General features: G+C 45.7%; 18 protein-coding genes. 5 read left to right on the forward strand and 13 right to left on the reverse strand.

The genetic code is table 11. The annotated features are described in order from the left end of the window. Window positions 1-101 precede the first annotated feature (101 nt). Window positions 102-1,142, reverse strand: a complete 1,041-nt coding sequence (locus L1D37_RS01485) for a hypothetical protein (protein WP_239846620.1) — start codon at window positions 1,140-1,142, stop codon at window positions 102-104. A 105-nt stretch (window positions 1,143-1,247) separates the two neighbouring features. Then, complete coding sequence (locus L1D37_RS01490; RefSeq protein WP_048663474.1) at window positions 1,248-2,579, reverse strand: anaerobic sulfatase maturase; 1,332 nt, start codon at window positions 2,577-2,579, stop codon at window positions 1,248-1,250. 137 nt (window positions 2,580-2,716) lie between these two features. Between L1D37_RS01490 and L1D37_RS01495 the strand changes: the two genes are divergently transcribed. Both L1D37_RS01495 and L1D37_RS01500 read left to right on the forward strand, forming a co-directional pair. Beyond that, window positions 2,717-3,505: an SUMF1/EgtB/PvdO family nonheme iron enzyme gene (locus L1D37_RS01495; protein ID WP_239846621.1), complete on the forward strand. Its 789-nt coding sequence runs from the start codon at window positions 2,717-2,719 to the stop codon at window positions 3,503-3,505. A gap of 118 nt (window positions 3,506-3,623) precedes the next feature. Further along, entirely contained in the window at window positions 3,624-5,306 is a 1,683-nt protein-coding gene (locus L1D37_RS01500; protein WP_239846622.1) for an alkaline phosphatase family protein, read from the forward strand. A gap of 120 nt (window positions 5,307-5,426) precedes the next feature. On the opposite strand, the gene L1D37_RS01505 is transcribed toward L1D37_RS01500, so the two are convergent. Beyond that, window positions 5,427-6,521: a substrate-binding domain-containing protein gene (locus tag L1D37_RS01505; RefSeq protein ID WP_239846623.1), complete on the reverse strand. Its 1,095-nt coding sequence runs from the start codon at window positions 6,519-6,521 to the stop codon at window positions 5,427-5,429. Window positions 6,522-6,602: 81 nt separating this feature from the next. Here L1D37_RS01505 and L1D37_RS01510 point away from each other — a divergent pair, with 81 nt between their 5' ends. Then, window positions 6,603-7,721: a substrate-binding domain-containing protein gene (locus L1D37_RS01510; RefSeq protein ID WP_239846624.1), complete on the forward strand. Its 1,119-nt coding sequence runs from the start codon at window positions 6,603-6,605 to the stop codon at window positions 7,719-7,721. Further along, entirely contained in the window at window positions 7,718-10,192 is a 2,475-nt protein-coding gene (locus L1D37_RS01515) for an EAL domain-containing protein (RefSeq protein WP_239846625.1), read from the forward strand. Before L1D37_RS01510 ends, L1D37_RS01515 begins: the two co-directional genes overlap by 4 nt. Before the next feature lie 61 nt (window positions 10,193-10,253). Here the strand turns inward: L1D37_RS01515 and yegS are convergent, their stop codons facing one another. The 10 genes from yegS to L1D37_RS01565 all read right to left on the reverse strand — a co-directional run bounded on the left by yegS (window position 10,254) and on the right by L1D37_RS01565 (window position 23,132). Next, window positions 10,254-11,159, reverse strand: a complete 906-nt coding sequence (gene yegS / locus L1D37_RS01520) for a lipid kinase YegS (RefSeq protein WP_239846626.1) — start codon at window positions 11,157-11,159, stop codon at window positions 10,254-10,256. Window positions 11,160-11,176: 17 nt separating this feature from the next. Then, window positions 11,177-12,082 carry a LysR family transcriptional regulator gene (locus L1D37_RS01525; RefSeq protein WP_132787977.1) on the reverse strand — a complete coding sequence of 302 codons (906 nt, stop codon included), beginning with the start codon at window positions 12,080-12,082 and terminating at the stop codon, window positions 11,177-11,179. Window positions 12,083-12,160: 78 nt separating this feature from the next. After that, window positions 12,161-13,540: a BatD family protein gene (locus tag L1D37_RS01530; RefSeq protein WP_239846627.1), complete on the reverse strand. Its 1,380-nt coding sequence runs from the start codon at window positions 13,538-13,540 to the stop codon at window positions 12,161-12,163. After that, the gene (locus L1D37_RS01535) at window positions 13,537-15,279 is read right to left on the reverse strand and encodes a VWA domain-containing protein (protein ID WP_239846628.1); all 1,743 of its coding nucleotides are present in this window, start codon (window positions 15,277-15,279) and stop codon (window positions 13,537-13,539) included. Before L1D37_RS01535 ends, L1D37_RS01530 begins: the two co-directional genes overlap by 4 nt. Further along, window positions 15,272-16,351 carry a VWA domain-containing protein gene (locus tag L1D37_RS01540; RefSeq protein ID WP_239846629.1) on the reverse strand — a complete coding sequence of 360 codons (1,080 nt, stop codon included), beginning with the start codon at window positions 16,349-16,351 and terminating at the stop codon, window positions 15,272-15,274. The genes L1D37_RS01535 and L1D37_RS01540 overlap by 8 nt, the downstream gene beginning before the upstream one ends. Continuing rightward, entirely contained in the window at window positions 16,344-16,904 is a 561-nt protein-coding gene (locus L1D37_RS01545; protein WP_239846630.1) for a DUF4381 domain-containing protein, read from the reverse strand. The genes L1D37_RS01540 and L1D37_RS01545 overlap by 8 nt, the downstream gene beginning before the upstream one ends. Then, window positions 16,904-17,866: a DUF58 domain-containing protein gene (locus tag L1D37_RS01550; RefSeq protein WP_048660288.1), complete on the reverse strand. Its 963-nt coding sequence runs from the start codon at window positions 17,864-17,866 to the stop codon at window positions 16,904-16,906. Before L1D37_RS01550 ends, L1D37_RS01545 begins: the two co-directional genes overlap by 1 nt. Before the next feature lie 12 nt (window positions 17,867-17,878). Further along, window positions 17,879-18,862, reverse strand: a complete 984-nt coding sequence (locus tag L1D37_RS01555) for a MoxR family ATPase (RefSeq protein ID WP_239846631.1) — start codon at window positions 18,860-18,862, stop codon at window positions 17,879-17,881. Window positions 18,863-19,009: 147 nt separating this feature from the next. Beyond that, window positions 19,010-21,376, reverse strand: coding sequence for a tetratricopeptide repeat protein (locus tag L1D37_RS01560; protein ID WP_239846632.1), 2,367 nt, complete (start codon window positions 21,374-21,376; stop codon window positions 19,010-19,012). A gap of 208 nt (window positions 21,377-21,584) precedes the next feature. Then, window positions 21,585-23,132, reverse strand: a complete 1,548-nt coding sequence (locus tag L1D37_RS01565) for an arylsulfatase (RefSeq protein WP_048660294.1) — start codon at window positions 23,130-23,132, stop codon at window positions 21,585-21,587. Window positions 23,133-23,478: 346 nt separating this feature from the next. On the opposite strand from L1D37_RS01565, the gene L1D37_RS01570 reads away from it, so the two are divergent. After that, on the forward strand, window positions 23,479-25,041 hold the full coding sequence (locus L1D37_RS01570; RefSeq protein ID WP_239846633.1) for an arylsulfatase: 1,563 nt from the start codon (window positions 23,479-23,481) through the stop codon (window positions 25,039-25,041). Window positions 25,042-25,184: the final 143 nt, after the last annotated feature.

The following is a 25,184-nucleotide window of genomic DNA, read 5'->3' on the forward strand; positions in this document are numbered from 1 at the left end:
AACGATACATTTCAAACAGAACTCCAAATACAAAAAAAGCCAGTCGAATGTTTCGACTGGCTTTTCAATAACTACTTTCCGTTTATCAACTCACTCAAATATTATGAGCTTGGCGCTACTCGCTTCTCTTTGAGCTGGTCAATCACATAGCCCGGCGCCACTTTTGAAAGCTCAACTAAGCATTCGTCTGTTTTCTCATTACCGTAGCGTACGTAAATGTCGCAGACTGCGTACAACTGTTCTGGAGAGCCCGATATCAGATACGCTTTTTCGAATGACTTGGTCGATTTATCGATGTCTAATTCTTCTTGTAATACCCCATTGAGGTACCAGTAATAGCTGTTATCTTTTGCTAACTTAGCTGCTACTTCAATTTCATTGGCCGCAGCGCTCTTATCTTCAAGGCGAACCAAAGTTAGAGATTTAGAGTAATGCAGAGCTGCGTTGTCGGGTACATGTTTCAAACCGCGATCCAATACATCGACCGCTTGTTGGTCTTTTTTCTGCGCTCGGAAATTATCAGCGTAGCTTAACCAAACTTGTGGCTCTTTTTGATGCGTTTTGATGAGTTCTAGATAAACCGTTTCCGCTTTATCCCACTCGTTGTGCCAGCGAAGTACATCAGCAAACAACAGTTGGTATTTTTCTGACTCTTGCGTCTCTAGGAAACTGATCAGCTCTTTTACTGGTGGTTCGATTTGCGCTTTTTGTTGTTCATCTAAGGCATTAAAGTCACGAATTAGATTCGATGTTGCCGTGTGGCGAACCATGGTATCGCTGTCTTTAAGCAACGGAGATACCAGTGCCCAACGATGTTCTAGTTGATAAGGTTCAGAGCCAATCACAGACGCTTCGCGAACTTCAGGGTCTTTATCTTTCAAGCCTCTAGCCACAGCCACCAGCGCGTTTTGGCTTGGGTAAGCTGCCAATTCTTGCAGTGCACCTGTACGGTTTTCAATAAACTGATTCTGATCTTGCGCCATGTAAGACAACTGTTGAATGCGGGTTTGAGTGTCCGTCATTTCAAGCACTTGATTGATATTTTGTGCTGGTGCATCAACGGTTTGTTGAACGCCATTAGCTGCCATCGCTGACGTTGAAATAAATAAAGCAACCGCTGTCGCTAAACTCTTCTTGATCATAGTATTACCTTAAGCTGGAGAACTTAGCCTGTCCCTAGACTCATATCTGATTAAATTTCGTTAGGATCGATAACTCTGAACCTAGAACTTGACTTATAACTTGATTTAAAACTTAGTCTCAAACGTCGTTTGTTTTGCCAGTTCAGCTCGACGCGCCATCATCACAGAATCACTGTACTTACCATGAGCAACAGGGTGTCTCATCGCACGCGCGATATACGCCATCGATTTATCAACATGAGAGAAGAACTTGTGCCAGCCCGCGCATAAATAGTTCAAGCCCGGCTCACCTGCACGAGTTTTGATAAAGCGATTTTTCGGACATTCGCCATGACAAGCAAACTTGTAGTCACATTGCTGACATTGGCTCGTCAGCGTACGTGATTTGGCGAAACCAAATTTCTGTTGTGGCGCACTATATGCTAGGTCATCCAACTTCTCGTGGTGGATGTTGCCAATTTTATATTCGGGGTAAACGTAGTGGTCACAAGAGAACACATCGCCGTTTGGCTCCATCGCTAAGCCTTTACCGCAGATCTCATTCAGGGTGCAAAGCGGGTTTGGGCGACCAATCCACGTTTCTAAGCTCGCTTCAAAATACTGAACAAATACTTTACCGATATCATGCTTCGCCCACTCGTCAAAGACAGCGATCAGGAAGTTGCCCCACGCTAAGTCCGACACACACCATGATTCCATGATCGAATCTTTGTGGCCCGGAATCAGACGCTTGTCACCTTGCTTGAGTTGCTCACTCACTTGAGACGTTTGCGGTGCAACGGTTCTAAAGGTTTTCTGTTCTACGATAGGAATAAACTGCATTTGTGGAGACTTCACCACATCACGTAGGAAACGATACACTTCGAGTGCATTTTGACTGGTCAGGTTATTCACACAGGTAAGCGTGGCGAATTTGACTTGGTGTTTGTGTAGCAGCTCGACAGCAGCCATCACTTGTTTGAATGTACCACGACCAGCTCGGTTGGTACGGTAAGCGTTGTGTAGCATTTCAGGGCCATCAATACTTAAACCAATCAGGAAGTTGTTCTTTGCTAAGAATCTACCCCAATCGTCATTCAATAATGTGCCATTAGTTTGTAGGTCATTTGAAATTAACACACCTTCGGGTTGATACTTTTTCTGTAGCTCAACCACACGCTCAAAATAAGCCAAACCTAACATGGTCGGCTCACCGCCCTGCCATGAGAAGATGATTTCAGGCGTATTTTGACCTTCGATGTATTGTCGGATGTAAGTCTCTAGCGTCTCATCATCCATTCTTGGAGAACTGCCTTTCTTGTACTCCAACAAATCTTGCTTACTTAGGTAATAACAATATTTACAGTCAATGTTGCACGCTGCGCCAATCGGCTTAGCCATAACATGCAGGCGCTTAGACGCTTTACCGTTATATTGTGGACCTTGAGTAATGTGCATGATTTACCTACCTATCTTAGTGTCTTGTTCCCATCATAATTCCGAATTAAGTCAGTGGCATGTTATACCCTTTATAACCTATAGGAATGACCAAAAACGTTAGAATTACACCCTATTTCGAACATTTGAGGCACGTGATGAAATTTATCAATTACAAACATTTAGCAGCAGTTAGCGGCGTCACCATGACTATTTTCCTAAGCGGCTGTGCAAGCGTGCCTACACACCCTATCGCTCAAAAAATTGACCAAGAGATGGTGTTGGTTGAAGGCGGTACATTCACCATGGGTTCAAACCTCCCTGAAGCAAGCAAAGCCGAGCGACCTGCACGAGATATAACTGTAGATAGTTTCTACATCGCGAAGTTTGAGGTGACTCAAGAATTGTTCGAATCGGTAATGGGTTCATCTCTCAGTTATTTCCAAAACCCGCAAGTTCCGGTCAATAACCTAAGCTGGCAACAAGCGAACTATTTCGTTGAACAGTTGAATGAACTAACGGGCGAAGAATACCGCCTGCCGACTGAAGCTGAATGGGAGTTTGCAGCGAAGGGTGGCAACAAAAGCAAAGGCTATACTTACAGTGGTTCCAACAACTTAGATGATGTTGCGTGGTACTCAGCAAATTCAAAAAATAGCGCGCATCCTGTCGGGCTAAAGAAGCCAAATGAACTAGGCTTATATGACATGACAGGAAACGTTGGTGAGTTTGTCATTGATGCTTTCGATGACACCTTCTACAGATTCGGTCCAACAGACAACCCAAACAATGCTAAACACAGTGACGTTGGTTTATCACATAAATCGGTGCGCGGTGGCAGCTTTGCTTATGACGAAGATGAATCTGAAAGTTACCGTCGTGATTTCGCAAGTCAGTCAATCACCATGTCGGACATGGGTCTGCGTCTAGTTAAAGATGCTGATTAGTGGGAAGCGCGAGCTAGCGGGCTTGCACCACTCATTGGCTATCGATAACCGATACTAAATCATGATTTGCGCTACCCAAACATTAGAATTCTGCGGCCACACTGAATAAGGACACCCTATGCAATACACCAAGCTTTCAGGACTTACACTCGCGTTACTCTGTGCTCTTCCTACATCGGCTGCAGAAAAGCCAGACCTTGTCCTCCAAATCACGGTTGATGGCCTACGCGCAGATTTAATCGAGCGATATAAGCATAACTTCGGTGAAGGCGGTTTCCGCTACTTAATGGACGACGGTACTTATTACACCAATGCCAACTACCAACACGGCAACACAGAAACCATTGTAGGACATGTGTCGCTTGCAACAGGCGCTCCACCGAGCGTACACGGCATGGTAGGTAATGTTTGGTATGACCGTAGCGAAGAACGTTTGGTGTATAACGTAGAAGATGGCAACTACGCCATGCTGACTTCGGGTGCGGGTGTCGACAAAGCTACCGAGATCGATCCAACACAGAAGACAGCACAAGGCGACGGTCGCTCTCCAGAGCCAATACTCGCCACTACCTTTGGCGACGAACTGATGATTTCCAATAGCGGAAAATCGAAAGTATTTGGTGTATCGGTAAAAGACCGTGGTGCGATCTCGCTTGCAGGGCACAGTGGTAAAGCGTTTTGGTTCTCTAAAGCGCAGTCTGAGTTTGTGACCAGTAACTATTACTACGACGAATACCCAGCTTGGGTATCTCGTTGGAATGAAAAAGCGATTGCCGCTCAATACTCTAAACAGAGATGGGAACTGTCGTTACCGCGTGACCAGTACACCCTGCAAGAACACAATATGGACTACAAGGTTAAGCTCGGTGATTTCCAACGCACCTTCCCTCACCCTTATGGCCCTGCGAGCTATAAATACTACAGCACGACATTAACCGTGAGCCCAGCTGGTGATGAGATCACAGAGAACTTTGCAAGTACACTCCTGATGCAAGAGAAGCTTGGTCAAGGTGATGCGACGGACTACCTATCGGTTAGCTTCTCTTCGAATGACTACGTGATTCACCTGTACGGCCCTGAAAGCTTAGAGACTGAAGACAACTTGATCCGCCTCGATAAGACGCTTGCCAAGCTTTTTAAAACCGTCGACAACCAAGTGGGTTTAGAGAACACGTTAATCGTCTTGTCTGCCGATCACGGTGTTCCTGAATCTTCACCTGCGGCAAATGCGCTAGGTTTCAGTCAAGCTCAGTACTTCGACAAAGACGCACTACTATCAAGTGGTGTAGAGAAACGATTAAAAGATGACTTTGGCTTAACCAAAGACGCAATTCGCTTGTATGCTCAGCCTTATATCTATCTGAATCACGACCTAATCGCCGAGAAGAAGTTGGATTTGGCGAAGGTACAAGAAACCATTGCCGATGAGATCGCCAAAGTGAAAGGTGTTGCGTTTGCGGTATCAAGCAGTGATATTGCGGCGAATCGAGTCCCAGATACTCACGTGATGCAGCTCATCAAAAACAACTACCACCCTGCTCGTTCAGGCGATGTGTATGTGGTATTTGATCCACGTAGCTACATTAACGATATGGAAGGGCTGCAAATTGCCTCGACTCATGGTTCTCCTTGGAAATACGACACGCACGTGCCAGTGATTTTCGCAGGCTACGATGTGGATGCTAAGAAGGTTTCACGTCCAATCACACCATACGATATTGCACCGACGCTTTCGAACAAACTAGGTATCACTCAACCAAGTGGTTCGATTGGGCAAGTATTGGAAGAGATTACTGACTAAGCACAGCTATTCAAGTTGTGAGCCAAACATGCTCGCAAAATATCTAACATAAAAGAGCCGCTTATTCCGTTCCATACGAATAAGCGGCTCTTTTTTAATGCAGGATGGATTGAATCGTGCTTAATTCTTACCTGAGTAACGAAACGCTTCTCTGGTGAGTTGATTCAACTGATCGTCATTCATCTTATTGTGCACCACGGTAATACGCCCTAAATAAACCAGCGGGACTTCCGCTTCTCTCTCTTCTAAGTGAAACTTGATCGCTTCAGCCGTCGCTACGCCAAGGTCATCACTCATACGCATTGGTGTTGCATCTAACTCATCAGAACGAATCTTCTCGATCTCTATCGCTGTGCCGCCCCAACCCGTGACATAAACTTCAGACAACATGTCAGCTTGGTTTAACGCATCAACCGCACCCATGGTCATTGCTGTGTTGGCATTATGAACCATGGTCACCTCAGGGAAATTACCAAGCACTAAGCGAATCCCATCAGCACCGCCGATTTTTTGATATTGCCCAAAGTGCTCATACACCGTTAACCAGTCACCTTTCTCTTCCACGCAATCAATGAAACCTTGTGAACGTTGAGTGTCCGTAATCCCCGGGATCCCTCGATTGGCAGAGAACTCGACTTCACTCCCTAGCTCTTGGACCACATGGTCACACAGCACCTCCGCGCCCATCGCGCTTGAGAAGTCAAACCAACTGTCTGGTTGATGTGTCCATTGTTCATTCGGTGTGTGGAATGCCCAAATAAAGGTTTTGAATTCTGTCGAAGCCGATAGCTTTTGAATGTTCTCCGCTTGTATTCCCAGTTCTGAAGGGCCAAAAATCACGAAGTCATAAGGTGTTTCCGCATTCAACACTTGATCCGTGTATTGAGTCTGCAATGAGTGCTCAATTTGTCTTGAAGTAAACTCGCTGATCTCGAATGGCAACTCTAAAGCGATCAACCTTTCCTTCAATGCAGTGTAATTTCTTGTCCAAAAGTCAGAAATATCTGCACTTGGGTAAATTAGGGCAATTCTGACCGGTTTCTCTACCGACATTGGCGCTAACAAAATCGGCTCGCCACTCACAGTCTCTTGAAATTTTTCGAGTTTCTTTACATCTGCGTCCGACCTTACCCCATCAGCAATTACGTCAAAAGGAAGGATAAAACAAGCTGTCAGTAGGGCTGGCAATACGTTTTTATAAATTTGACCCGGCATAACTGTTACCAAATGTTTGAATGTTTATTAACAATATTATAAATATAGAGCGATAATAATTTAAAGCGTTTTATAAGCCTCATGAATAAGACAGTGCATTTTGCGAGTTTGTTGCTCGCTACTACTTGCAACTCACCGAGTTTTGCGGGTAATCCTGAGAACGATTTTTTCCATTACGCAGAAGAAAAAGTGATGCGTGCGGTTTCCAATCAACGAACGTGGGATGGTCCAACACAAGGCCCAGCTGTGCGTCATGAAAAGAACGTTATTTTCGTTGCGTCTGATTTACGTAATGGTGGCGTCTATGGCGTTGGCAAAGGCATATCTGAAGCCATCTCTAACATCAATTGGCACCTTAGGTTCATTGATGGCTTGGGCTCTGAAGTGCGTCAAGGGGCAGCGATCCGAAAAGCGATTGGCTTTGAACCCGATGCCATTGTCTTAGGTGGCATTGATGCGGTTCGTCATAAAACCATTTTAAAACAAGCAGAAGATCTCGGGATTGTTGTTATTGGCTGGCACGCAACGGAACTTGTTGGCGGAAACCCAGAGATTGGCTTATACACCAACATCACCACAGACCCACTTGATGTGGCAGAAGTCGCTGCCCTACTCGCTATCGTCAATTCAAAGGGTCAAGCCAAAACCGTGGTGTTTACCGACCCTAATTATGAAATCGCGATGATCAAAGCCAACGCTATGGTTAACACCATCAAGCGTTGCAGCAGTTGCGATGTTCTTGAGCTTAACTACCTGCCGTTAGACAAAATTGCTGAGCAAATGCCCGCAACACTGAAAGACCTTGATAACAAGTACGACGATAAAATCACTCACATATTGGCCATCAACGATCTGTACATTGACTATGCTATCCCGTCTTTGGAGTCGAGCCTTGAAGAACTAAAAATGATCCCGCAGAACATCTCTGCAGGTGATGGTAGCAAAGCGGCCTACAAAAGAATCTATAGCGGACAATTCCAACTGGCGACCGTTCCTGAGCCTTTATATTTACAGGGTTGGCAGATTGTCGACGAGCTTAACCGAGCCTTCAATCAGATGCCTCCTAGCGGCTACTCTGCCCCTGTCCACCTCGTCACACCGAGTAATGTTGAAGAGCTCATCAGCCAGTCAGACAAAGGGATTTACGATCCTAAAAATGGCTACCGTGAAGCGTATCTGAGAATTTGGAAGCCGCAATGAAATTACGTCAGATAAACATCACCCAGCGACTCATCATGTCGAACCTGCTCTCACTATTGATTGTGAGCCTTGCGGTGATCATGGTGATTCGGTCTTTATATTATGTTGAGTCGACACTCAAAACTGAAACCTCAACGCACGTGTCTGATTTGATTATCAACTCTGAGATCAGCCGTCGCGTATTTACATTAACCTCTCGTGTGAAGTTACTGGAGCAAACTTTTCTGTTCAGTGAAACCACCTTGTCTGAAGAAGCATTCAACGTCGATTTTCAGCTCCAACGCTTGAGAGACTTATCGACCAATGAAGGTTTCTCGCAAAAGATCGACGCCTTTATCGATAACTTCCACCGCTTCTTAGGCAGTTCGCTGGCACTGAACCGAATCTTGAAACAGACCAACCAAATCGACGCGGCACTAGCCGAGCAACTGGATCAGCTCGAGTTTGCGATTGCCGACAGTAAGCTTAGGCACTTAGATCAGCCTAACTTCATTCGTTATAACAATGAATTAGATCTCATCAACATGTTGCGAGAGTCGTTTCTCACCTCGGGGAAAATGGTTGGTGATATACATAGCCGTATCACACCAGAAACAGAGAAAGTGTTGCTGATAGAGGTAGAAAAAGAACTCGATATCTTCTTACTTCACCTAGAAAACGTTGATATAGGAACGACAGCGGTTATCGCAGAGAAGAAGCGTATCCACCGTACTGTGAAGCGATACAACGCCGCGTTAAAACGGATTCGCGCTAATCTGGAACAACGTTGGTTGGTGATGGCTTCGCTGTTAGAGGCGCAAAGTGACTTGTTGGAGATGGTGGAGAACACCGAATCGCGCGTACAGAACCAAGCTCTAGAACTAACCGACCAACTTGAAGAAGAGATCGGTTTATCTCGATTGAACGCCATCATCATGAGCTTCTCGGCTTTTGTTTTATCCATGCTGCTGGTTAACCATGTGGTGAGACACCACATTCGACAACCACTCAATGCACTGCGACATGGCTTCGACCGTTTAGAATCCGGTAGCCTCAAAAACCCAATCAACTTGGGCCGAAGTGACGAGTGGTCTCACTTAGAGAAAGCCTATAACAACATGGCTTCAAGGCTGTCGGAGGCCTATCTCGACCTCACTGAGGAGAAGAAAAACTTCGACTTTCTTGCACACCACGATCCGTTAACCAATTTGGCGAATAGATTGTTAGCCACCAAGCAGTTAGATAAAGAAATTAAGCTCTCGAGCGAGAACAATGCGCCCTTTTTACTGTTTTATCTCGATATTGATGAGTTCAAAACAATCAATGATTCGTTAGGTCACGCACCTGGAGACAACTTGCTGGTTAACGTCTCTGACATCCTTAGCAATCTCGTCGGAGACAAAGGCTTTGTCGCTAGAATGGGCGGCGACGAGTTCTTGGTTGTGTATTCGAACGTTGGTTTAGAAGAAGGTGAACCCATCGCAGATCGCTTAAACCAAGCATTAAGAAAGCCTTACTATATTGATGATAACTCTATCTTCGTTTCAGCCAGTATTGGGGTATGTGAATACCCTACTCACGGTTTAGATCGTGAAACCTTAATCCGAAACGCAGACACAGCTATGTATCACGCAAAACGTAATGGTAGAGATCAATACAGAGTATACGCTGATGAAATGACCCATGAAGTCAATGATTTAATCGAAACCAACATGGGGCTTCATCAAGCCATTGCAAATGACGAACTGGAAGTCTTCTTCCAACCCAAAGTCGACTTGGATTCCCAAGAGATCATTGGTGCTGAGGCTTTGATCCGCTGGCGTCACCCAAAACTTGGATTGCTTCCACCTATCGATTTTCTTGAAGTCGCAGAGAAAAGTGACCTTATTATCGACATCGATAAATGGGTATTTAAGAAAGTGGCGAACCTGATCACCGAATGGCAACGCTCAGGTATCAACCTACAAGGTGTGATTTTCTCTATCAACTTCTCAGCAAGAATGTTCTATATGACTGACCTTGCAGAACAACTACAAGTCATACTCGATGAAACAGATTGTCAGCCACATCAACTGCTTCTTGAAATCACAGAACGAGACATGATGAGAGATTTCGAAACCTGTTCAAGAACCATAGAGGTACTTCATTCTAAAGGTTACAAGATTGCGATCGATGACTTTGGTACCGGCTACTCTTCACTGTCGGTGCTGAAGAATCTGTCTGCTGATTGCGTCAAACTCGATCGAAGCTTTATTGAAGACATTAACTCATCTAAGGTCGACTATGAGATCACATGTGCTGTATTGAAGTTGGCACAAATACTGAATTTCTCAGTGATTGCTGAAGGGCTTGAAACGCAGAACCACGTAAAGACTCTGCGCCAAATAGGTTGTAAATACGCGCAAGGCTATTTCTTCGCAAGGCCTTTGCCGACTGATGATTGGGTGTCTTATTTCTTGCTCAACTCAGAACAAACACAAAAAGAGGCCTAACGAATCTTAGCGGAGTGAATGACCCTATCGGTCGATCACTCCGTTTACCCAACTGAAGAGTTTACTGATTTTTCACCAGACAACGGCTGTCGTCAGGCAGCACCAAACTGATACTCGAAGGCATAACCTCAAAGCGAATCTGGTTAGAACGATAAGGTTCGCCGTCTAAGTTAATCGGCAATGATTGTGGGAAATCTATCTCCAACCAACGCGCTTGAGTGTGAACAATGTATTTGCCATCGTCAGCTGGGTGTTTAAGCTCTTCGATGACTTTTGGTAAGTCAGACGCAACGAATGCTTTGACCAAAGTAAGATCCATTAAACCATCATCAATAAGCGCATTAGGCGCAAGCTCTTGCCCACCACCTGCGAGGCGGCCATTACAAAACGCCCCGACCAGAATTTCGCCAGTAAAGGTGCCTTTATCTATGGTCAAGGTACCGCTGTAAGGTTTAAACCCTAGCGCTTTGACGACACCTGTTAACGTGTATGCGCCACCACCAAGAAAGTCTTTAAGTTCAACGGGCGTTTCGGCCGTCACTTCCGCACCAAAGCCTGCCGCAGCAACGTTCATGAAATAGCGATCATTAGCACGAACACTATCGACCGCGAACGCCTTCCCTTCTAAAGCAAGCGTAAACGCCTGAGCAATATCGCTTGGAATTCCAGTCGCGGTCGCAAAATCATTCGCTGTTCCCATCGGAATAATCGCCAGTTGCGGCCTCTCACTCGCACGAAACTGGTTAAGCGCATTCACGGCTTCATTTACCGTTCCATCACCACCAGCCACAATCAGCCGCTTCACACCATCGCATATCGCCTCACTGACTAAACGAAACATATCCGACGATTCCCAAGTGACTCTCACTTGCAGGTCGATATCCTTGTCCCTTGCCGCAAAGACTGCTTGTCTTAACTCGGGGATATTGGCTTTCTTTCCATTTAAAATCGCGCGAATACTGTCCATTGTTATGTCCTTTGGGGCTAACTTGATGTGTCCTTTGCTGCCGCTTTAATTTTAGCGCGCAACCACTTGTGGCTCGGTTCGTTAGTACGACTTGGGTGCCAAATCATACACATATCGAGGTCTTCCAGTTCGAATGGTAACGGCAGTGTTTTTACGGCGTACTTTTTAGCAAAACAACGCACCGATGAAATCGGTAACACGCCGATGTAATCAGAGCCTTCGATAACAGGTAGCATCTCTACAACACCCGCAGCACGATAGACTATTCTGCGTTTCTCTAGATCACTGTAGTGTTCAGAGCTCAATAAGCTTTTACGTGCATGCCAACGAGAAACAACCACATGCTCAAGTGACAGGAACTGCTCCATGTCGATAGTATCACCAACAATAGGATGGTCTTCACGGCACACCACCACCAGCTCCTCTGTAGAAATCACCTCATGCTTAAGCATGGTTCTTCCTTTTGGTGTCATATCGACAATCACATCGTGTCTTTGGAGCCTTAAATCAGACTCGTAATCTTCCGTAAACAGAGGGTGAACTTCCAGTGCGATACCGGGGGCAACCTGGCTGATTAGCTGCATCACTCTTGGCATCATTTCATAGCTCGCCGCCGAGACGCAGGCAATAGAAAACACACGACCAGAGGTTTTAGGATCGAAGTCTCTTGATGCGGATAAGGTAGACGTAAAGTTTTTAAGTGCCGCAGCCATAGCAGGATAGATATCAATAGCGAATGTAGTTGGCTCTACACCTGAAGTAGTTCGGTGAAACAGTGGCTCGTCATAGATATCTCTCAACCTTGCAAGCGCTTTGCTCACAGCCGGTTGACTTATATCCATGCGATTAGCAGCTCTTGATAAGTTCTGCTCTTCATAGATTGCAACAAATATAGGAATTAAATTGAGTTCGGTACTTTTCATACAGTTCCATATTAAAGAAGCAGGTTCCCTATAGTAGAGAACCTGCCGATTATGTTCGATGCGAATAACTAAAGTTTGCTACTTAGTTCTATCTTTTAAGTCTGGCAAGGCTTTAGGGATTTTCAAGCGGGTGAAAATTGAACGAGAATGGCTTGAGTTTGGTTGGTCACTAGGCAGGTTACGTAACCCTCTCCACAAACGAGCGAATACGTTTTTATCTTCACACCCTTGTTGAAGTGCTTCGCTGTCTTCCACCCAACGTTTTTGTCCATTCAACTTACCCAGTTGCGCTTTACCCAGTTCTAACTGAGTCGTTTCTGTTCGTAACTCACGATAGATAAAGGTTCTCAATGCAGACCAGTTACCTTGCTTAAGCAAACGACGGAATACCAACCAGCTCGGTGTTGGTCGGTTCTTGTAATAACGCTTCACAGAAACAACAAACGCAACACACAACACGAATGCTAAACCAACGCTGATAAAGACAGACATGTAAGCCTTGATGAAAGATTGGAGCGTGTGCTTGGCTTCAAACACCTCACCTTTTATGACAACGCTTTCAAGACGTTGATTCTTGCTGTCCCACCACTGGAATGAGAAGTCCGGTAAGGTAAATTCACCACCTTGTTGAATCACATAAACCGTTTCTTCCACTCGGCTAGAACGGTAATCACCACGTTCTTGTGTATCGTCTAAACGATTAGGTTGTGGGTAAGCTTGATATTGCTGAGTCGATTCATTGGACAACACATCTGGCAATAACACAGACAAGCTGTCTTTCGCTTTGATCGTCACGGTACGAGTAATCGCATCGCCAACTTTCAAGTTTTCATTCGAACGTTGCCATTGCTGTTCAACATCTACATCGGTTGCAGAAAACCAAGGCGATTCATCACTTAACAAACCTGAAGGTAATGAAGCTTCAAACTTAATGGGTTGCGTATAAAGCGTGCCACCAACGTTTGAACCATCAGGAGCTGACACTTGAATGCGTACAGGTACAGTAGGAATCACGAATTCGCCCGATGTCATCGGATAAAGCGTCACTTCCCAGCGTTGACGTGACCATGTCGTACCACCCACTCGTTCAGTGTAGTTCGTCGCAAGCTGATTTCGCTGCTTAGCAATAACATTCGGGATTTCGATGCTGCCAATTCGAGTGCCCCCGGTTAGCCAGCGTGGTGTCGCCACCTCAATGGTCAGAATCACTTGTTCATTAACGCTTACTTTTGCAGGCGTAATCTTGTCGCCAGACTTCGGTTTTTCACCTACCCAAGCAATCAGTTCGACATCACCACTCCTCTGCAGATCATAGATATCAGCCGCAGAAGCAAGAGTAGGCAAAACAGTGCTAAACAGCAGAACTAGCGACACAAACAAGGTCTTGGTTAATTTGAAACACTCTATGCGCCCAACCTCTGCTTGAACCGCTTCAAGAGCTAAATCATATCGACTCATTGTGTTTGCTCCTGTTTTGGTGACTGTTCTTGTTTTGACGACTGCTCCTGTTGCGATGTCTGTTCGAGCGAAGGCGCAGGATCTCTTAACTGAATTTGAAATTTCGATTTCAAGAAGAACTTAGGATCGGCTTCTACGCGCTTCAACCACTTGTCGGCAAGCTCTTGGCTACCCAAGATTTCATTGGCGTTAAGCGTTTCCTTGAGCATCAATTCCGCTACCGTTTCTTCTTCAGCACCATCACCCGTTCGCGGCTGATCGTCTTCGAGTTCTAAAGATTCTTCAGGGCCATCTGTGGTTCCAGATTGGCTTTCACTGGTTCGGTTAACCTCTTCGACAATCCCGCTAAGCACAGCAAGGTTATTTTCCACATCCGTTCTTAGTTCTGGTGAAAGATCCTCTTTCTCACTCAGTGATTTCAGTAGATCACGAGCAGCAAGGTACTCACGCTGTCTAGCCAACGCACTTGCGGCGTTATACAAACCATAATCGGTTTTGGTTTGTAAAAAAGCACTGTGAGCTAGCTTAAAGTCACGAGCATAGTAATAAGCTGCGCCCTTTCGCATTGGATCCTTAAAATGCTTGGCCGCTTCAAGGTATTCCTTTTGATTCAATAAACGTTGTCCTTGCTGATCAGGCGTTAGCCATAAATCCCACCACCATTGGGCTGTTTTATCCCAAACCGTCAGGGATTCTTCAACTACGGGTTTATCCGCGGTTAAGCTCACCGTTTTTGCCAAGGTGTGCGGAGAATACACGCTGCCTGAAATCAAAACGCCAACCACACACCATTGAACCAACCACCCTTTTCTAAACCACAACAACATGATGATCGCCATTGGAATAAGCAGACCGTATCCCATGTCTTTCCAAGGCATTGAAGACTCACCGTTAAGTTGCATGTTTCTTTCAACCGCTTTGTTGAGTTGTTGGATATCGGAATTATCAACGGTCACTTCGATAAGTCGTCCACCCGTCTTGCTCGCTAGGCTGCGCAATGAATCGAGATCGACTGGATTATCGCTCACCACATTGCTATTTCCTGCCGCCAGAATGAGCAGTTGATACGGGTTGTCGTTAAAGAAGCTTTCGAACGCCCTAATGGTACTTGGGTTCACACCATCTGATACCAGCAACACTGACGAGCCTAACTCACCAGACAATTGTTGATTGATGAGTGGCAATGCCTCTTCGGCTGATTTGCCGGATACAGGCATGATGTCAGGAGTGATAGCTGCCAGAAACGGTTCGAATACTTTGCTGTCTTGGGTCACAGGCATCGCAACGTGCGCACTGCCTGCATACACAACTAAACCTGTATTACCGCCTTTGCGCGCTGCGAGTAAGTCTCTAATTTTCTGTTTAGAGCGTTCCAAGCGACTTGGTGGTAAGTCCTTCGCCAGCATGGAGTCACTGTTATCAAGCACCACTAACATAGACGCTTTGTCTTCACCAAAGGGCGAAGCTTCACGCTGCCATGTTGGGCCTGAACAGATAATAATGGCAATCGTCACAATCACCATCAGTAACTTCAGTGGTAATTGCTTGCGCCAACCTGTCTCCCCAATGGTCAATGCATCGCGTAAATGTGCAGGAAGAATGTCTTTCCACGTCGGTTTGGTCTCTTCTCTCCAGCGAATCCACAATAGGAAAAACATCGGAATAAAGGCCAACAACCACAATGGTCGGATAAAGTGAAACTGGGTAAAAAACTGTTGCAACATGAGAGAATCAGGCATCGTTCTCTCCTTTCAAATTTTTCATTGAAGAAGCCAAAAGCGAGCGTCGGCGGATTGTTGCTAAACTAAACGCAGTCAAATACATCACAACAACAATGGCCATCAGGTAATGGTGTAATCCCTGTTTAGGACGATAAGTCGTACTCTCATACAACTGAGGCTCTAACTCACCAATTTGAGCATAAGCTTTAGTCAGTTCATCACGGTTAAGTGCTTCAAAGGATTCACCACCAGATTCTTGAGCGACACGGTGGATGGTCTCCATATCCAAAGCCACCTCGCCGACGGTTTGCGGATCACCCATAGCGATAACGTGAATACGAACACCTTTCGCCTTAGCCACTTTGGCGGCATCGATAGGCTCAACAAAGCTGCCAGTGTCATTACCATCGGTTAGCACAATCACTACTTTCTCTTTTGCGTTCGCATCAATGCTTGAATCTTGAACCGCAGCACTTTGCTTCTCACTTTGTTCAAACACCTTAATCGCTAGGCCAATGGCATCACCTAAATGCGTGCTTTGCCCTGCCATTGCCACGTCGGTTTGATTGAGTAGTTCAAGCCACACATCTTGGTCAGCAGTGAATGGCGTTTGTACAAATGCTGCATCACCAAACAGAATCAAACCTAATCGGTCGCCCTTTCGAGTTTTAGCAAAGTCAGCTAACACGTCTTTGGTTGCATCTAAACGCGAGATTTTATCCCCTTGTTTAGACGTAAAATCTTGTTCCGCCATTGAGCCCGACAAATCGACCACCACCATGACATCGCGGCCTAATTGTTCACGAACTTGCGGCTCACCTAAGATGGTTGGTTTAGCTAACGCGCAAACCACTAATACCCAAGTAATAATCAACGTGGTGCGCTGCCACCAGCTTGGTGTTAACTGGCTTGCACCCTCGGATGGCGCCTCGCCAATCGCTTCTACCAACTCACTGAAAAATGGCACCTTAATGGCCATTTGTTTGGTGCGATAAGCTGGTACAGCCAAGTAGACCAACAAAGGCAATGGTAACGCGATAAACCACAATGGATGTGCGAACTCAAAGCTGGCAGATAAACTATCAAACATTATCTTGCCCCCCTGTTGTCGCTTGTACATTCGGTTTTGTTTGTACATCGGGTTTATGAAGTTTTAACCACATCATCGCGGTTTGAATTACCTCTAAACGCTGTTCAAAGGTCAAACGTACTTTTGGGTCGATTAAGCTTTGCATCCACAGCCCCGAGACCTCATCGGTAAAGAAAGCATTGCTCTTTACACTCGTGCCAGCGTTAACAGGAAGATAAGCATTCAAGCGGTTTACATAGGCTTGACCAAACAACTTGGCATTGCCGCTGTCTAGATAACGAAGCACCACTTTGAGCACCTTGAAGGTTCGATCGGTTGAGTTCTTGTCTCGAGCATCCAATACCATGAGCTCTTTAAGTGCTTCTTTTCGATAACGATTATTCCACCACCTTAACGCCAAGCGATAAGCCAGATAGAGCACAACCAATATCAAGGCAACGCCAAGGATCTTCCAACCGATCGTTTGGGGAAACCAACTCACGCTGTCAGGAATCGTCACATCGCGCAGCTCGCGAAGGATATAAGTACTAGGAGGCGTATGTTCAACGGCCATTAGCGCCCTCCTACTAGCTTTTGAAGCTGTGAAATATGAGCACCAGACGTATCTAATTCGATATAAGGAAGGTTTTTCATCGCCATTAATTTAGCAAGAGATTGTTTTTGAAGTGCCGCTTTTTGAGCAAGGCTCTCACTCGCAAGGTTAACCTTAGATTGGCTATCAAGATTGAGCTGAAAACGACCATCACCCACCACCCAGTTTGCGCTAGCAAGATCATGAGGCAGTGATTGTTCTAAGGGGTCAGTCACCATAATGGCAAGGATGTCATTGTGTTGTTGTAGCTGCTTGAGTCGATCAAGGTGTTGTTCTTGGCAGTCACGCCAATCGCTAATAAAGATTAAGGTCGACTGTTTTAGCCTCATTCGCTTGATCAGTTCAATCCATTGACTGAACCCGACACCCTCGCTGTCACTCACACTCACACCTAAGCTTTGATTCGCCTTGGTAAGGTGTTTAAGTTGAGCGAGTAAATCAGATTGTGAGCGCTGTGCTTTGGTATGGAACAGCTTTTGATGTGAGGCTAAAACGAAGCCAACGCGGTCGCCATCCTTCAGTACTCGCCATCCACATAATGCTGCAACTTCGGCAGCCACAACGGATTTCATGGTGTTTTGAGAAGCAAAAAACATCGAGCTGCGCTGATCGACACAGATCATCACATTACGGTCTTTCTCTTCGGTATAACTGCGAACATGAGGCTTACCTGTTCGCATGGTGACTTTCCAATCAAGATTGCGAATATCATCACCCAGTTGGTAATGACGCAACTCCTCAAAGTTCAAGCCACGACCACGGAATAGAGAATTATGTCGCCCCGACAATACACTGCCCGCCTTTAGATGAGGCAACAGAGAAAACGACTCAGCTTGAGCCTGTATTCGCACTAACCTTGAATAATCGCAGTATAAGCGCGGGTCAAGGCCTTGCGATTTGGGAGCTTGTGTTGGCTTCGCCATGACGCCCCCTAATTATCCGATCTCAACATTATCAAGCAGTTCTTCAACCACTCTTTGATGATCAACACCATCGGCCAATGCGTCATAAGAGAGTGAGAATCGATGACCTAATACCGTAGGTAACATCGCACGCACATCGTCTAACGTGACATGGTCACGCCCTTGTAGCCACGCATAAGCGCGTGCACATTTGTCTAATGCGATTGAAGCACGAGGGCTTGAGCCAATTTCAATCCACTTTGATAGATTTGATTCTGGGTAACGCTCTGGCTTACGTGTCGCCATCACTAAGGCAACAATATAGTTTTCGACTAAATCAGACACCGCTATTTCAGGAAGCTGGCGACGCGCTTCAAGCACCAATTCAGGTTCAATGTGTTGCGGTGTGACTAGCTCTGAGATTGTTTCGCTGCCTAACTCTTCGCTGCGCACTAATCGAATGATGTCGCGTTCCGCTTCGTCTTCTGGGTAGTCGACCGTCACTTTCATGATGAAACGGTCCATCTGCGCCTCAGGTAGCGGATATGTACCTTCTTGTTCAACTGGGTTTTGAGTCGCCAACACCATGAACAAGTCAGGAAGGACGTGAGTTTGGCCGCCCACGGTTATCGTACCTTCTGCCATCGCTTCAAGCAGCGCCGCTTGTACCTTTGCAGGCGCACGGTTCACTTCATCGGCTAGAACAATGCTGTTGAAAATAGGACCCGGTTGGAAATGCAATTGCGGCTTGCCATCCAGCTCTTGATACACCTCGGTACCCGTCACATCTGATGGCAATAAGTCAGGCGTGAACTGAATTCGCCCAAAGCTTGTGTTCAATAAATTCGCTAGTGACTTAACCGAGCGTGTTTTCGCTGTGCCGGGAAGCCCTTCTAGAAGCACATGGCCATTGGTCAATAATCCGATTACCAGAGCCCGAACGACGTGACTCTGACCGATAACACTTTTCTCTGTCTGTTCAATCAGTTGGTTTATTGCTTGTTGCGCATGGTTCATAGGTCTTCCCTTAATTCAATCTGGCTGCGTACATCCTACTCACAAGCCCCATAACTAATAGTTATAAACGTGATAATTAGTTATATACACCATAAATTATAAGCGCATAGCCACGTCAATTCTGGTGCTTTATTTCAGCCCAGCTTTCTACTGACTAATTGCTTTCAATTGGTTAATCGCCTCCGGCGGCGCTACCTTACTCAATGATGAAACACATTGTTCAAACGTTTTTTCTACGCCCGGTTTTTGGTAATTCCGCGCTAAGATTTCACATTGTGCATACAGGTGTTGTGGATTGCGGCTGAATTGGTAAGCCTTGTGCAATGACTTACTTGCCGCAAGTACGTCCGACTTCTCTAAAGCCAAACCGTACACATACCAATATTGCGGGTCGGTTTGTGCGGTTTCTGCCGCTTGTTTTAGGTAGTTGGTTGCCTGTTTGTAATCTTTGACTCGCAGCATTGATAACCCAGCGCTGTATGGCAACACACTTGATTTTGGTTGCGCTTGAATGCCTTGTTTCAATGTCGCTAATGCCTTTGGCTCGTCGCCCTGTGCACGATACAAATCAGCCAAATTGGCGTAGCTGTTTTCGAAGTAAGGCTCAATCTCGATAGCACCTTGATAAAACTCAATCGCTTTGTCGTGCTGACCTAAATCTCGATAAACGTTACCTAAGTTCGTGCGGCCAAATCCTCTGTCTGCATTGAATTGTTGTATATCAATGTACTCTTCCAATGCAGGCTTGATTTGGTCTTTCTGCAGCGGATTCATTTCTCTCCAGTAACGTACTAGTGCACCTGCGGTTTCTGAACGAATCGACAATACAGGGTCTTTCAATAGTGGCTCTAGGATCTGCCAGCGATCAGTGAACGGGAAGCCGGACGAGCCTTGCACAACGCCCAAGCGAATCATCTCATCGTCGTGTTTCACCGCTCTCGCCAATGAGATAAGCGTGTTCTTGCCCGTGTTACCACCCAAGCGTTCTAAGCTCGAAGCACGAATGATATTGCTTAAGCTTGAGTCTTGAGCTGAATACGCCAATGCATCTTCTGCGCCTCTGTGCCCTATTGAATCCGCATAAAAGGCAACGGCAAAGTGTTGTTGGTTACGATACTTAGAATCTGGGAACCACTTACCTATTTGCTGATCGGCCCATTGATCAGTTTGGTCTTCATGACAGCTAGTACACACGTTTGGTGTTTGAATGTGTTGGCTGATATCAGGACGTGGGATATGCCAGCTGTGGTCACGCCTAGGGTCAACTTCCATGTACGTCGTTTCTGGCATGTGGCAGGTGGTACATTGCGAAGCTTCGGTATTGGCTTCATGGAACGTATGATTTTCAGGTGTGTATTCAGAGGCAATGTGACACTGGCTACACACGGCTTCTTCGGCAATTTTCAGTTCAGCAGTATGGGGATCATGACAGTTAGTACAAGTGACGCCTTTCTCTGCCATCACTGATTGTAAGAAAGAGCCATAGACGTAGTCTTCGTCGTAGATTTGGCCATCGTTGTGGTAAAGCTCAGGGGTAATCAAGCTCAGACGATACTTATCAAAAAATGACCCGTTTACGTGGTCACCGGTTTCATTCAACTGAGTGCGTCGACTGTGGCATTGAGCACAGGTTTGAACTTGATTGGTATGGATGATGTCTTTTGGCTGAAGGGTTGAGTTGCCCTCTTGGTAGATCCACTCTTTCACCGACTTCGACAAGTCGCGATCAAAACCATAATGCGCCGAGACTGAATCCTCCTTTCCACCACTCGATCTAGCTAGCTGGGCTTGCTCAACATGCTCGCTCGCTGGGCCATGACACGCCTCACAACCGACATTAATCTCAGACCAAGTGGTGTTGTAGGTATTACTTGCGCTGTCGTAGTTCTTTTCTAGGTTCGTTGAGTGGCAGTCTGCACACATGAAGTTCCAGTTCTGACCACTGTTGGTCCAGTAAAACTCATCAGTATTGGTGGTATCCGGATAGAGGTGAAACCAGCGTTGGCCGCCTTCATCCTCAGTACGAGAATCCCAAGCGAAAGGAATCAACTGTACGCGCCCGTCTTCAAACTCAACCATGTACTGTTGTAGAGGTTCAAAGGCAAAGGTATAGCTGATTTTATAATCTTTGAATTGGTCGTCTGGCCCTTCGATATTGACCCAAAACTCATTACCCTTGCGAAAAAAACGGTTGGGCTTTCCTTTATGAGTCACGGTTTGATCGTTGAAGTTGCCCAACACAGATTCATCGTCAGCGTGCTTCATCGCCATATCATGATGAGAACCTTGCCACGCTTCCACTTCTGCGCTGTGACAATCAATACAAGCTTCAGATCCGACATACGTCGCTTGAAAGTCGGCATGGGAAGCTTCCGCTCCAACGGATAAAGCCTGTTCATTGGCATTCGTATTGAAACTAAGCATCGACAACACGGGTAAAAATAACATTGCGGATAATACTGCAACTCGCTGGTGTTTCAATCCGTTCACTAGCAAGCACAACCATGCAGACATAACATTCCTTGTTTTTATACATCCTTATGCTTAATAAGGTAGACGCAAAAACAACGAATTTACAATTATTTAGTGGCAGTGAGCTTGATTGTTGTGACTCATATTCACGACTGGTATTTACTCATCGATATGCGCATAAAAAAAGAGCTCCTAAGAGCTCTTTCGTGTTAGCAGTTTCATCAAACTATCAGTTTCAATAAACCAAAGCTTACTTGTTATGGTTCTCTTGAAGTTTTTCCATAACCTGATCCAAGCTAAAGCTTGCTGCTTTTTGGCGTGGTGGGTATTCAGCAAATGTTTCTAAGAATTTGCCAACGTACGCTTGAGCAGGAACAAACATATAAGCATGGTCTAACAACCAGTCGTAGTATGTGTTCGATGTGATATCTGCATTTTCGTATGGGTCCATACGCAGGTTAAACAACTTAGGAAGACGTAACGTCACGAACGGTTCTGACCAAATCTGCATGGTACCCGTTGCACGCTGCTCCATAAACACCGCTTTCCATTGGTTGTAACGAAGCGCCGCTAAATCACCATCATCGGTAAAGTAGAAGACCTCATGACGACGACCTTTCTCTTCTTCTCCGGTTAGGTAAGGAAGGAAGTTATAACCATCCAGGTGAACCTTAAACGTTTTATCACCTGCAGTATGACCTTTCAGCAGTTTTTCTTTGATCTGATCATCACCAGCGGCTGCAACGAAGGTTGGCATCCAGTCCATGTGGTGCATAATTTCGTTAGAAACGCTGCCCGGTTCAATCTTACCTGGCCAACGAACCATTGCAGGTACACGGTATGCGCCTTCCCAGTTGGTGTTTTTCTCACCACGGAATGGTGTTGTACCCGCATCAGGCCAAGAGTTCATGTGTGGGCCGTTATCTGTTGAGTAGAAAACAATCGTGTTGTCTTTGATACCCAACTCATCCACTTGCTTCAATAGTTGGCCAACGTGGCGATCGTGCTCCACCATACCATCAGCGTAGTTACCAACGCCTGTCACACCCTTACTGTCCGCTTTAACGTGAGTTCTGAAGTGCATACGTGTTGCGTTCCACCAAACGAAGAATGGCTTGTCGGCTTTCACTGCGCGATCCATGAAATCAAGTGCGGCATCGAGCGTTTCTTCATCGACCGTTTCCATACGCTTACGTGTTAATGGACCCGTATCTTCAATCTTGCCGTCAGCAAAAGATTTGATAACACCACGCGGGCCAAACTTCTTTCGAAACTCTGGGTCGGTTGGGTAATCTTCATTTTCTGGTTCTTCTTCAGCATTTAGGTGATAAAGGTTGCCAAAAAATTCGTCAAACCCGTGCGCTGTTGGAAGGAATTCATCTTTGTCGCCAAGGTGGTTTTTACCAAATTGACCTGTCATGTAACCCATAGGTTTAAGCAGTTCAGCAATGGTTGCATCTTCTGCTTGAAGGCCAATATCTGCACCCGGCAAACCTACTTTACTTAAGCCTGTTCTCAGTACACTTTGACCTGTAATGAACGTAGAGCGACCTGCGGTACAAGATTGCTCCGCGTAGTAATCGGTAAACATCATGCCTTCTTTGGCGATGCTATCAATGTTCGGAGTTTGATACCCCATTAAGCCAAAGGTGTACGCACTGACATTAGATTGACCAATGTCGTCACCCCAAATGACGAGAATATTCGGTTTTTCTGCCGCGAATGTGGTGGTGGAAGCCGCCATCATCGCAGTACCCAAAATCGCTAATCGACGTTTGACGCCATATTTCGCTGTCATAGAAACCTCTTCGTTAGTTATTTGCATCCTGCCCTACAACGTATAGTCCATTTTTTGAACGATCGCGAGATTCGCTAAACTATTAATCTATTTGTCATTTTTCTTTATAGCGACGCGCACAACTAGACGATGGAAATTACGTATATAAACATGATAAGGATCACACATGACGTTAGAGGCTAAAATGAACAAATAACGCCAAAACCATAAGAATCAAAAGGTTATAATAACCCCATAACAATTAGTTATAACCACTATAAAAAGACACAACCGATTTTAGAGATTAATGTTTGCCCAACGATGTGTTGCTCTAACGCATTAATCTTTAAAGTGAATCGGAGTCCTTATGGGTACTAAAATTAATAAACTAGCATTAGGTGTTGGCTTATTAGCAGCTTCTTCAGCGGCAACAGCAGCAGAAAAACCAAACATTCTTGCTATCTGGGGTGATGACATTGGTGTATTCAACATCAGTGCATACAACAACGGTATGATGGGTTACGAAACGCCTAACATCGACCGTATTGCTAACGAAGGCGCACTATTTACTGACCACTACGGTCAGCAATCGTGTACTGCTGGTCGTGCTGCATTCCTAACGGGTCAAGAACCTTTCCGTACAGGTCTATTAACTATCGGTATGCCAGGCTCTGATCACGGTATCCCAGATTGGGCTCCAACTATCGCTGACCTTCTTAAAGAACAGGGCTACATGACTGCTCAGTTCGGTAAGAACCACATGGGTGACCAAGATAAACACCTTCCAACGAACCACGGTTTTGACCAGTTCTTCGGTAACCTATACCACCTGAATGCAGAAGAAGAGCCAGAGACATACTACTACCCTAAAGACCCTGAGTTCCGTAAGAACTTCGGCCCTCGTGGTGTAATCAAGTCTACTGCTGACGGTAAGATTGAAGATACAGGCCCTATGACGCGTAAGCGTATGGAGCACGCGGATGAGGAGTTCCTAGAAGAATCTCTAGCATTCATGGAAAAAGCAGTGAAAGCTGACAAACCATTCTTCATCTGGCACAACACAACACGTATGCACGTGTGGACTCGTCTACAAGAGAAGTACCAAGGCGCATCAGGTATCAGCATTTACGCTGACGGCATGTTAGAGCACGATGACCAAGTAGGTATCCTTCTAGACAAACTTGATGAGCTTAAAATCGCAGACAACACGATCGTAATCTACTCTACCGATAACGGTGCAGAGACAGTATCTTGGCCTGATGGTGGTGCAACTTACTTCCACGGTGAGAAAGGTACAACTTACGAAGGTGGTATGCGTGTTCCTCAGCTAGTTCGCTGGCCTGGTACAATCAAGCCGGGAACCAAGATCAATGACATCATGAGTCACCAAGACTGGATCCCGACTCTACTAGCAGCGGCTGGTGATGATAAAGTGGTTGAGAAGCTAGCTTCTGATAAAGGCGCGTCTTACAACGGTAAGAACTGGCGTGTACACCTAGATGGTTACAACTTCCTACCTTTCTTCGAAGGTAAAGAAGAGAAAGGCCCTCGTGACAGCATGCTTTACTTCTCTGCTAACGCTGAGCTAAACGCAGTACGTTGGAACGACTTCAAGATTTCATTCGCTGTAATGGACGGTAACATCGTTGATGCGGTGCGTTTCCAACCAAACTGGCCTCAAGTAGTTCACCTACGTGCTGACCCATTCGAAAAAGCACCACACGAATCTGGCATGTACCTACGTTGGATGGCAGACAACATGTGGCTATTCGTACCTGTAGGCGGCAAAGTACAAGAGTTCATGAACACACTACCTGACTACCCTATGCAGCAAAGCCAAGTGTTGAACCCTGGTAACTTCAACCAGAATGCTTACATGCTTCAAGGTAAACTTAAGCAACTAGAAGCGGCAGCAGCGCAAGCTAAATAAGCCACTCTAGACTAAACATGTAATACCGAAGCCGTGGTGACTGAATGCAGTGACCGCGGCTTTTCTGTATCTGATAGCTGTCTATTTCACTTACACTCTTCAATATCTAGCCTACTCTATCAAACCCAAGCGTCTATCTATTC

The organism is Vibrio sp. Isolate33, from assembly GCF_022397895.1.
Taxonomy (GTDB): Bacteria; Pseudomonadota; Gammaproteobacteria; order Enterobacterales; family Vibrionaceae; genus Vibrio; species Vibrio pomeroyi.

Coding starts and splice junctions, on each gene's coding strand:
- L1D37_RS01485 (WP_239846620.1), bottom strand. CDS start 1,142: ATGATCAAGAAGAGTTTAGCGACAGCGGTTGCTTTATTTATTTCAACG.
- L1D37_RS01490 (WP_048663474.1), bottom strand. CDS start 2,579: ATGCACATTACTCAAGGTCCACAATATAACGGTAAAGCGTCTAAGCGC.
- L1D37_RS01495 (WP_239846621.1), top strand. CDS start 2,717: ATGAAATTTATCAATTACAAACATTTAGCAGCAGTTAGCGGCGTCACC.
- L1D37_RS01500 (WP_239846622.1), top strand. CDS start 3,624: ATGCAATACACCAAGCTTTCAGGACTTACACTCGCGTTACTCTGTGCT.
- L1D37_RS01505 (WP_239846623.1), bottom strand. CDS start 6,521: ATGCCGGGTCAAATTTATAAAAACGTATTGCCAGCCCTACTGACAGCT.
- L1D37_RS01510 (WP_239846624.1), top strand. CDS start 6,603: ATGAATAAGACAGTGCATTTTGCGAGTTTGTTGCTCGCTACTACTTGC.
- L1D37_RS01515 (WP_239846625.1), top strand. CDS start 7,718: ATGAAATTACGTCAGATAAACATCACCCAGCGACTCATCATGTCGAAC.
- yegS (WP_239846626.1), bottom strand. CDS start 11,159: ATGGACAGTATTCGCGCGATTTTAAATGGAAAGAAAGCCAATATCCCC.
- L1D37_RS01525 (WP_132787977.1), bottom strand. CDS start 12,082: ATGAAAAGTACCGAACTCAATTTAATTCCTATATTTGTTGCAATCTAT.
- L1D37_RS01530 (WP_239846627.1), bottom strand. CDS start 13,540: ATGAGTCGATATGATTTAGCTCTTGAAGCGGTTCAAGCAGAGGTTGGG.
- L1D37_RS01535 (WP_239846628.1), bottom strand. CDS start 15,279: ATGCCTGATTCTCTCATGTTGCAACAGTTTTTTACCCAGTTTCACTTT.
- L1D37_RS01540 (WP_239846629.1), bottom strand. CDS start 16,351: ATGTTTGATAGTTTATCTGCCAGCTTTGAGTTCGCACATCCATTGTGG.
- L1D37_RS01545 (WP_239846630.1), bottom strand. CDS start 16,904: ATGGCCGTTGAACATACGCCTCCTAGTACTTATATCCTTCGCGAGCTG.
- L1D37_RS01550 (WP_048660288.1), bottom strand. CDS start 17,866: ATGGCGAAGCCAACACAAGCTCCCAAATCGCAAGGCCTTGACCCGCGC.
- L1D37_RS01555 (WP_239846631.1), bottom strand. CDS start 18,862: ATGAACCATGCGCAACAAGCAATAAACCAACTGATTGAACAGACAGAG.
- L1D37_RS01560 (WP_239846632.1), bottom strand. CDS start 21,376: ATGTCTGCATGGTTGTGCTTGCTAGTGAACGGATTGAAACACCAGCGA.
- L1D37_RS01565 (WP_048660294.1), bottom strand. CDS start 23,132: ATGACAGCGAAATATGGCGTCAAACGTCGATTAGCGATTTTGGGTACT.
- L1D37_RS01570 (WP_239846633.1), top strand. CDS start 23,479: ATGGGTACTAAAATTAATAAACTAGCATTAGGTGTTGGCTTATTAGCA.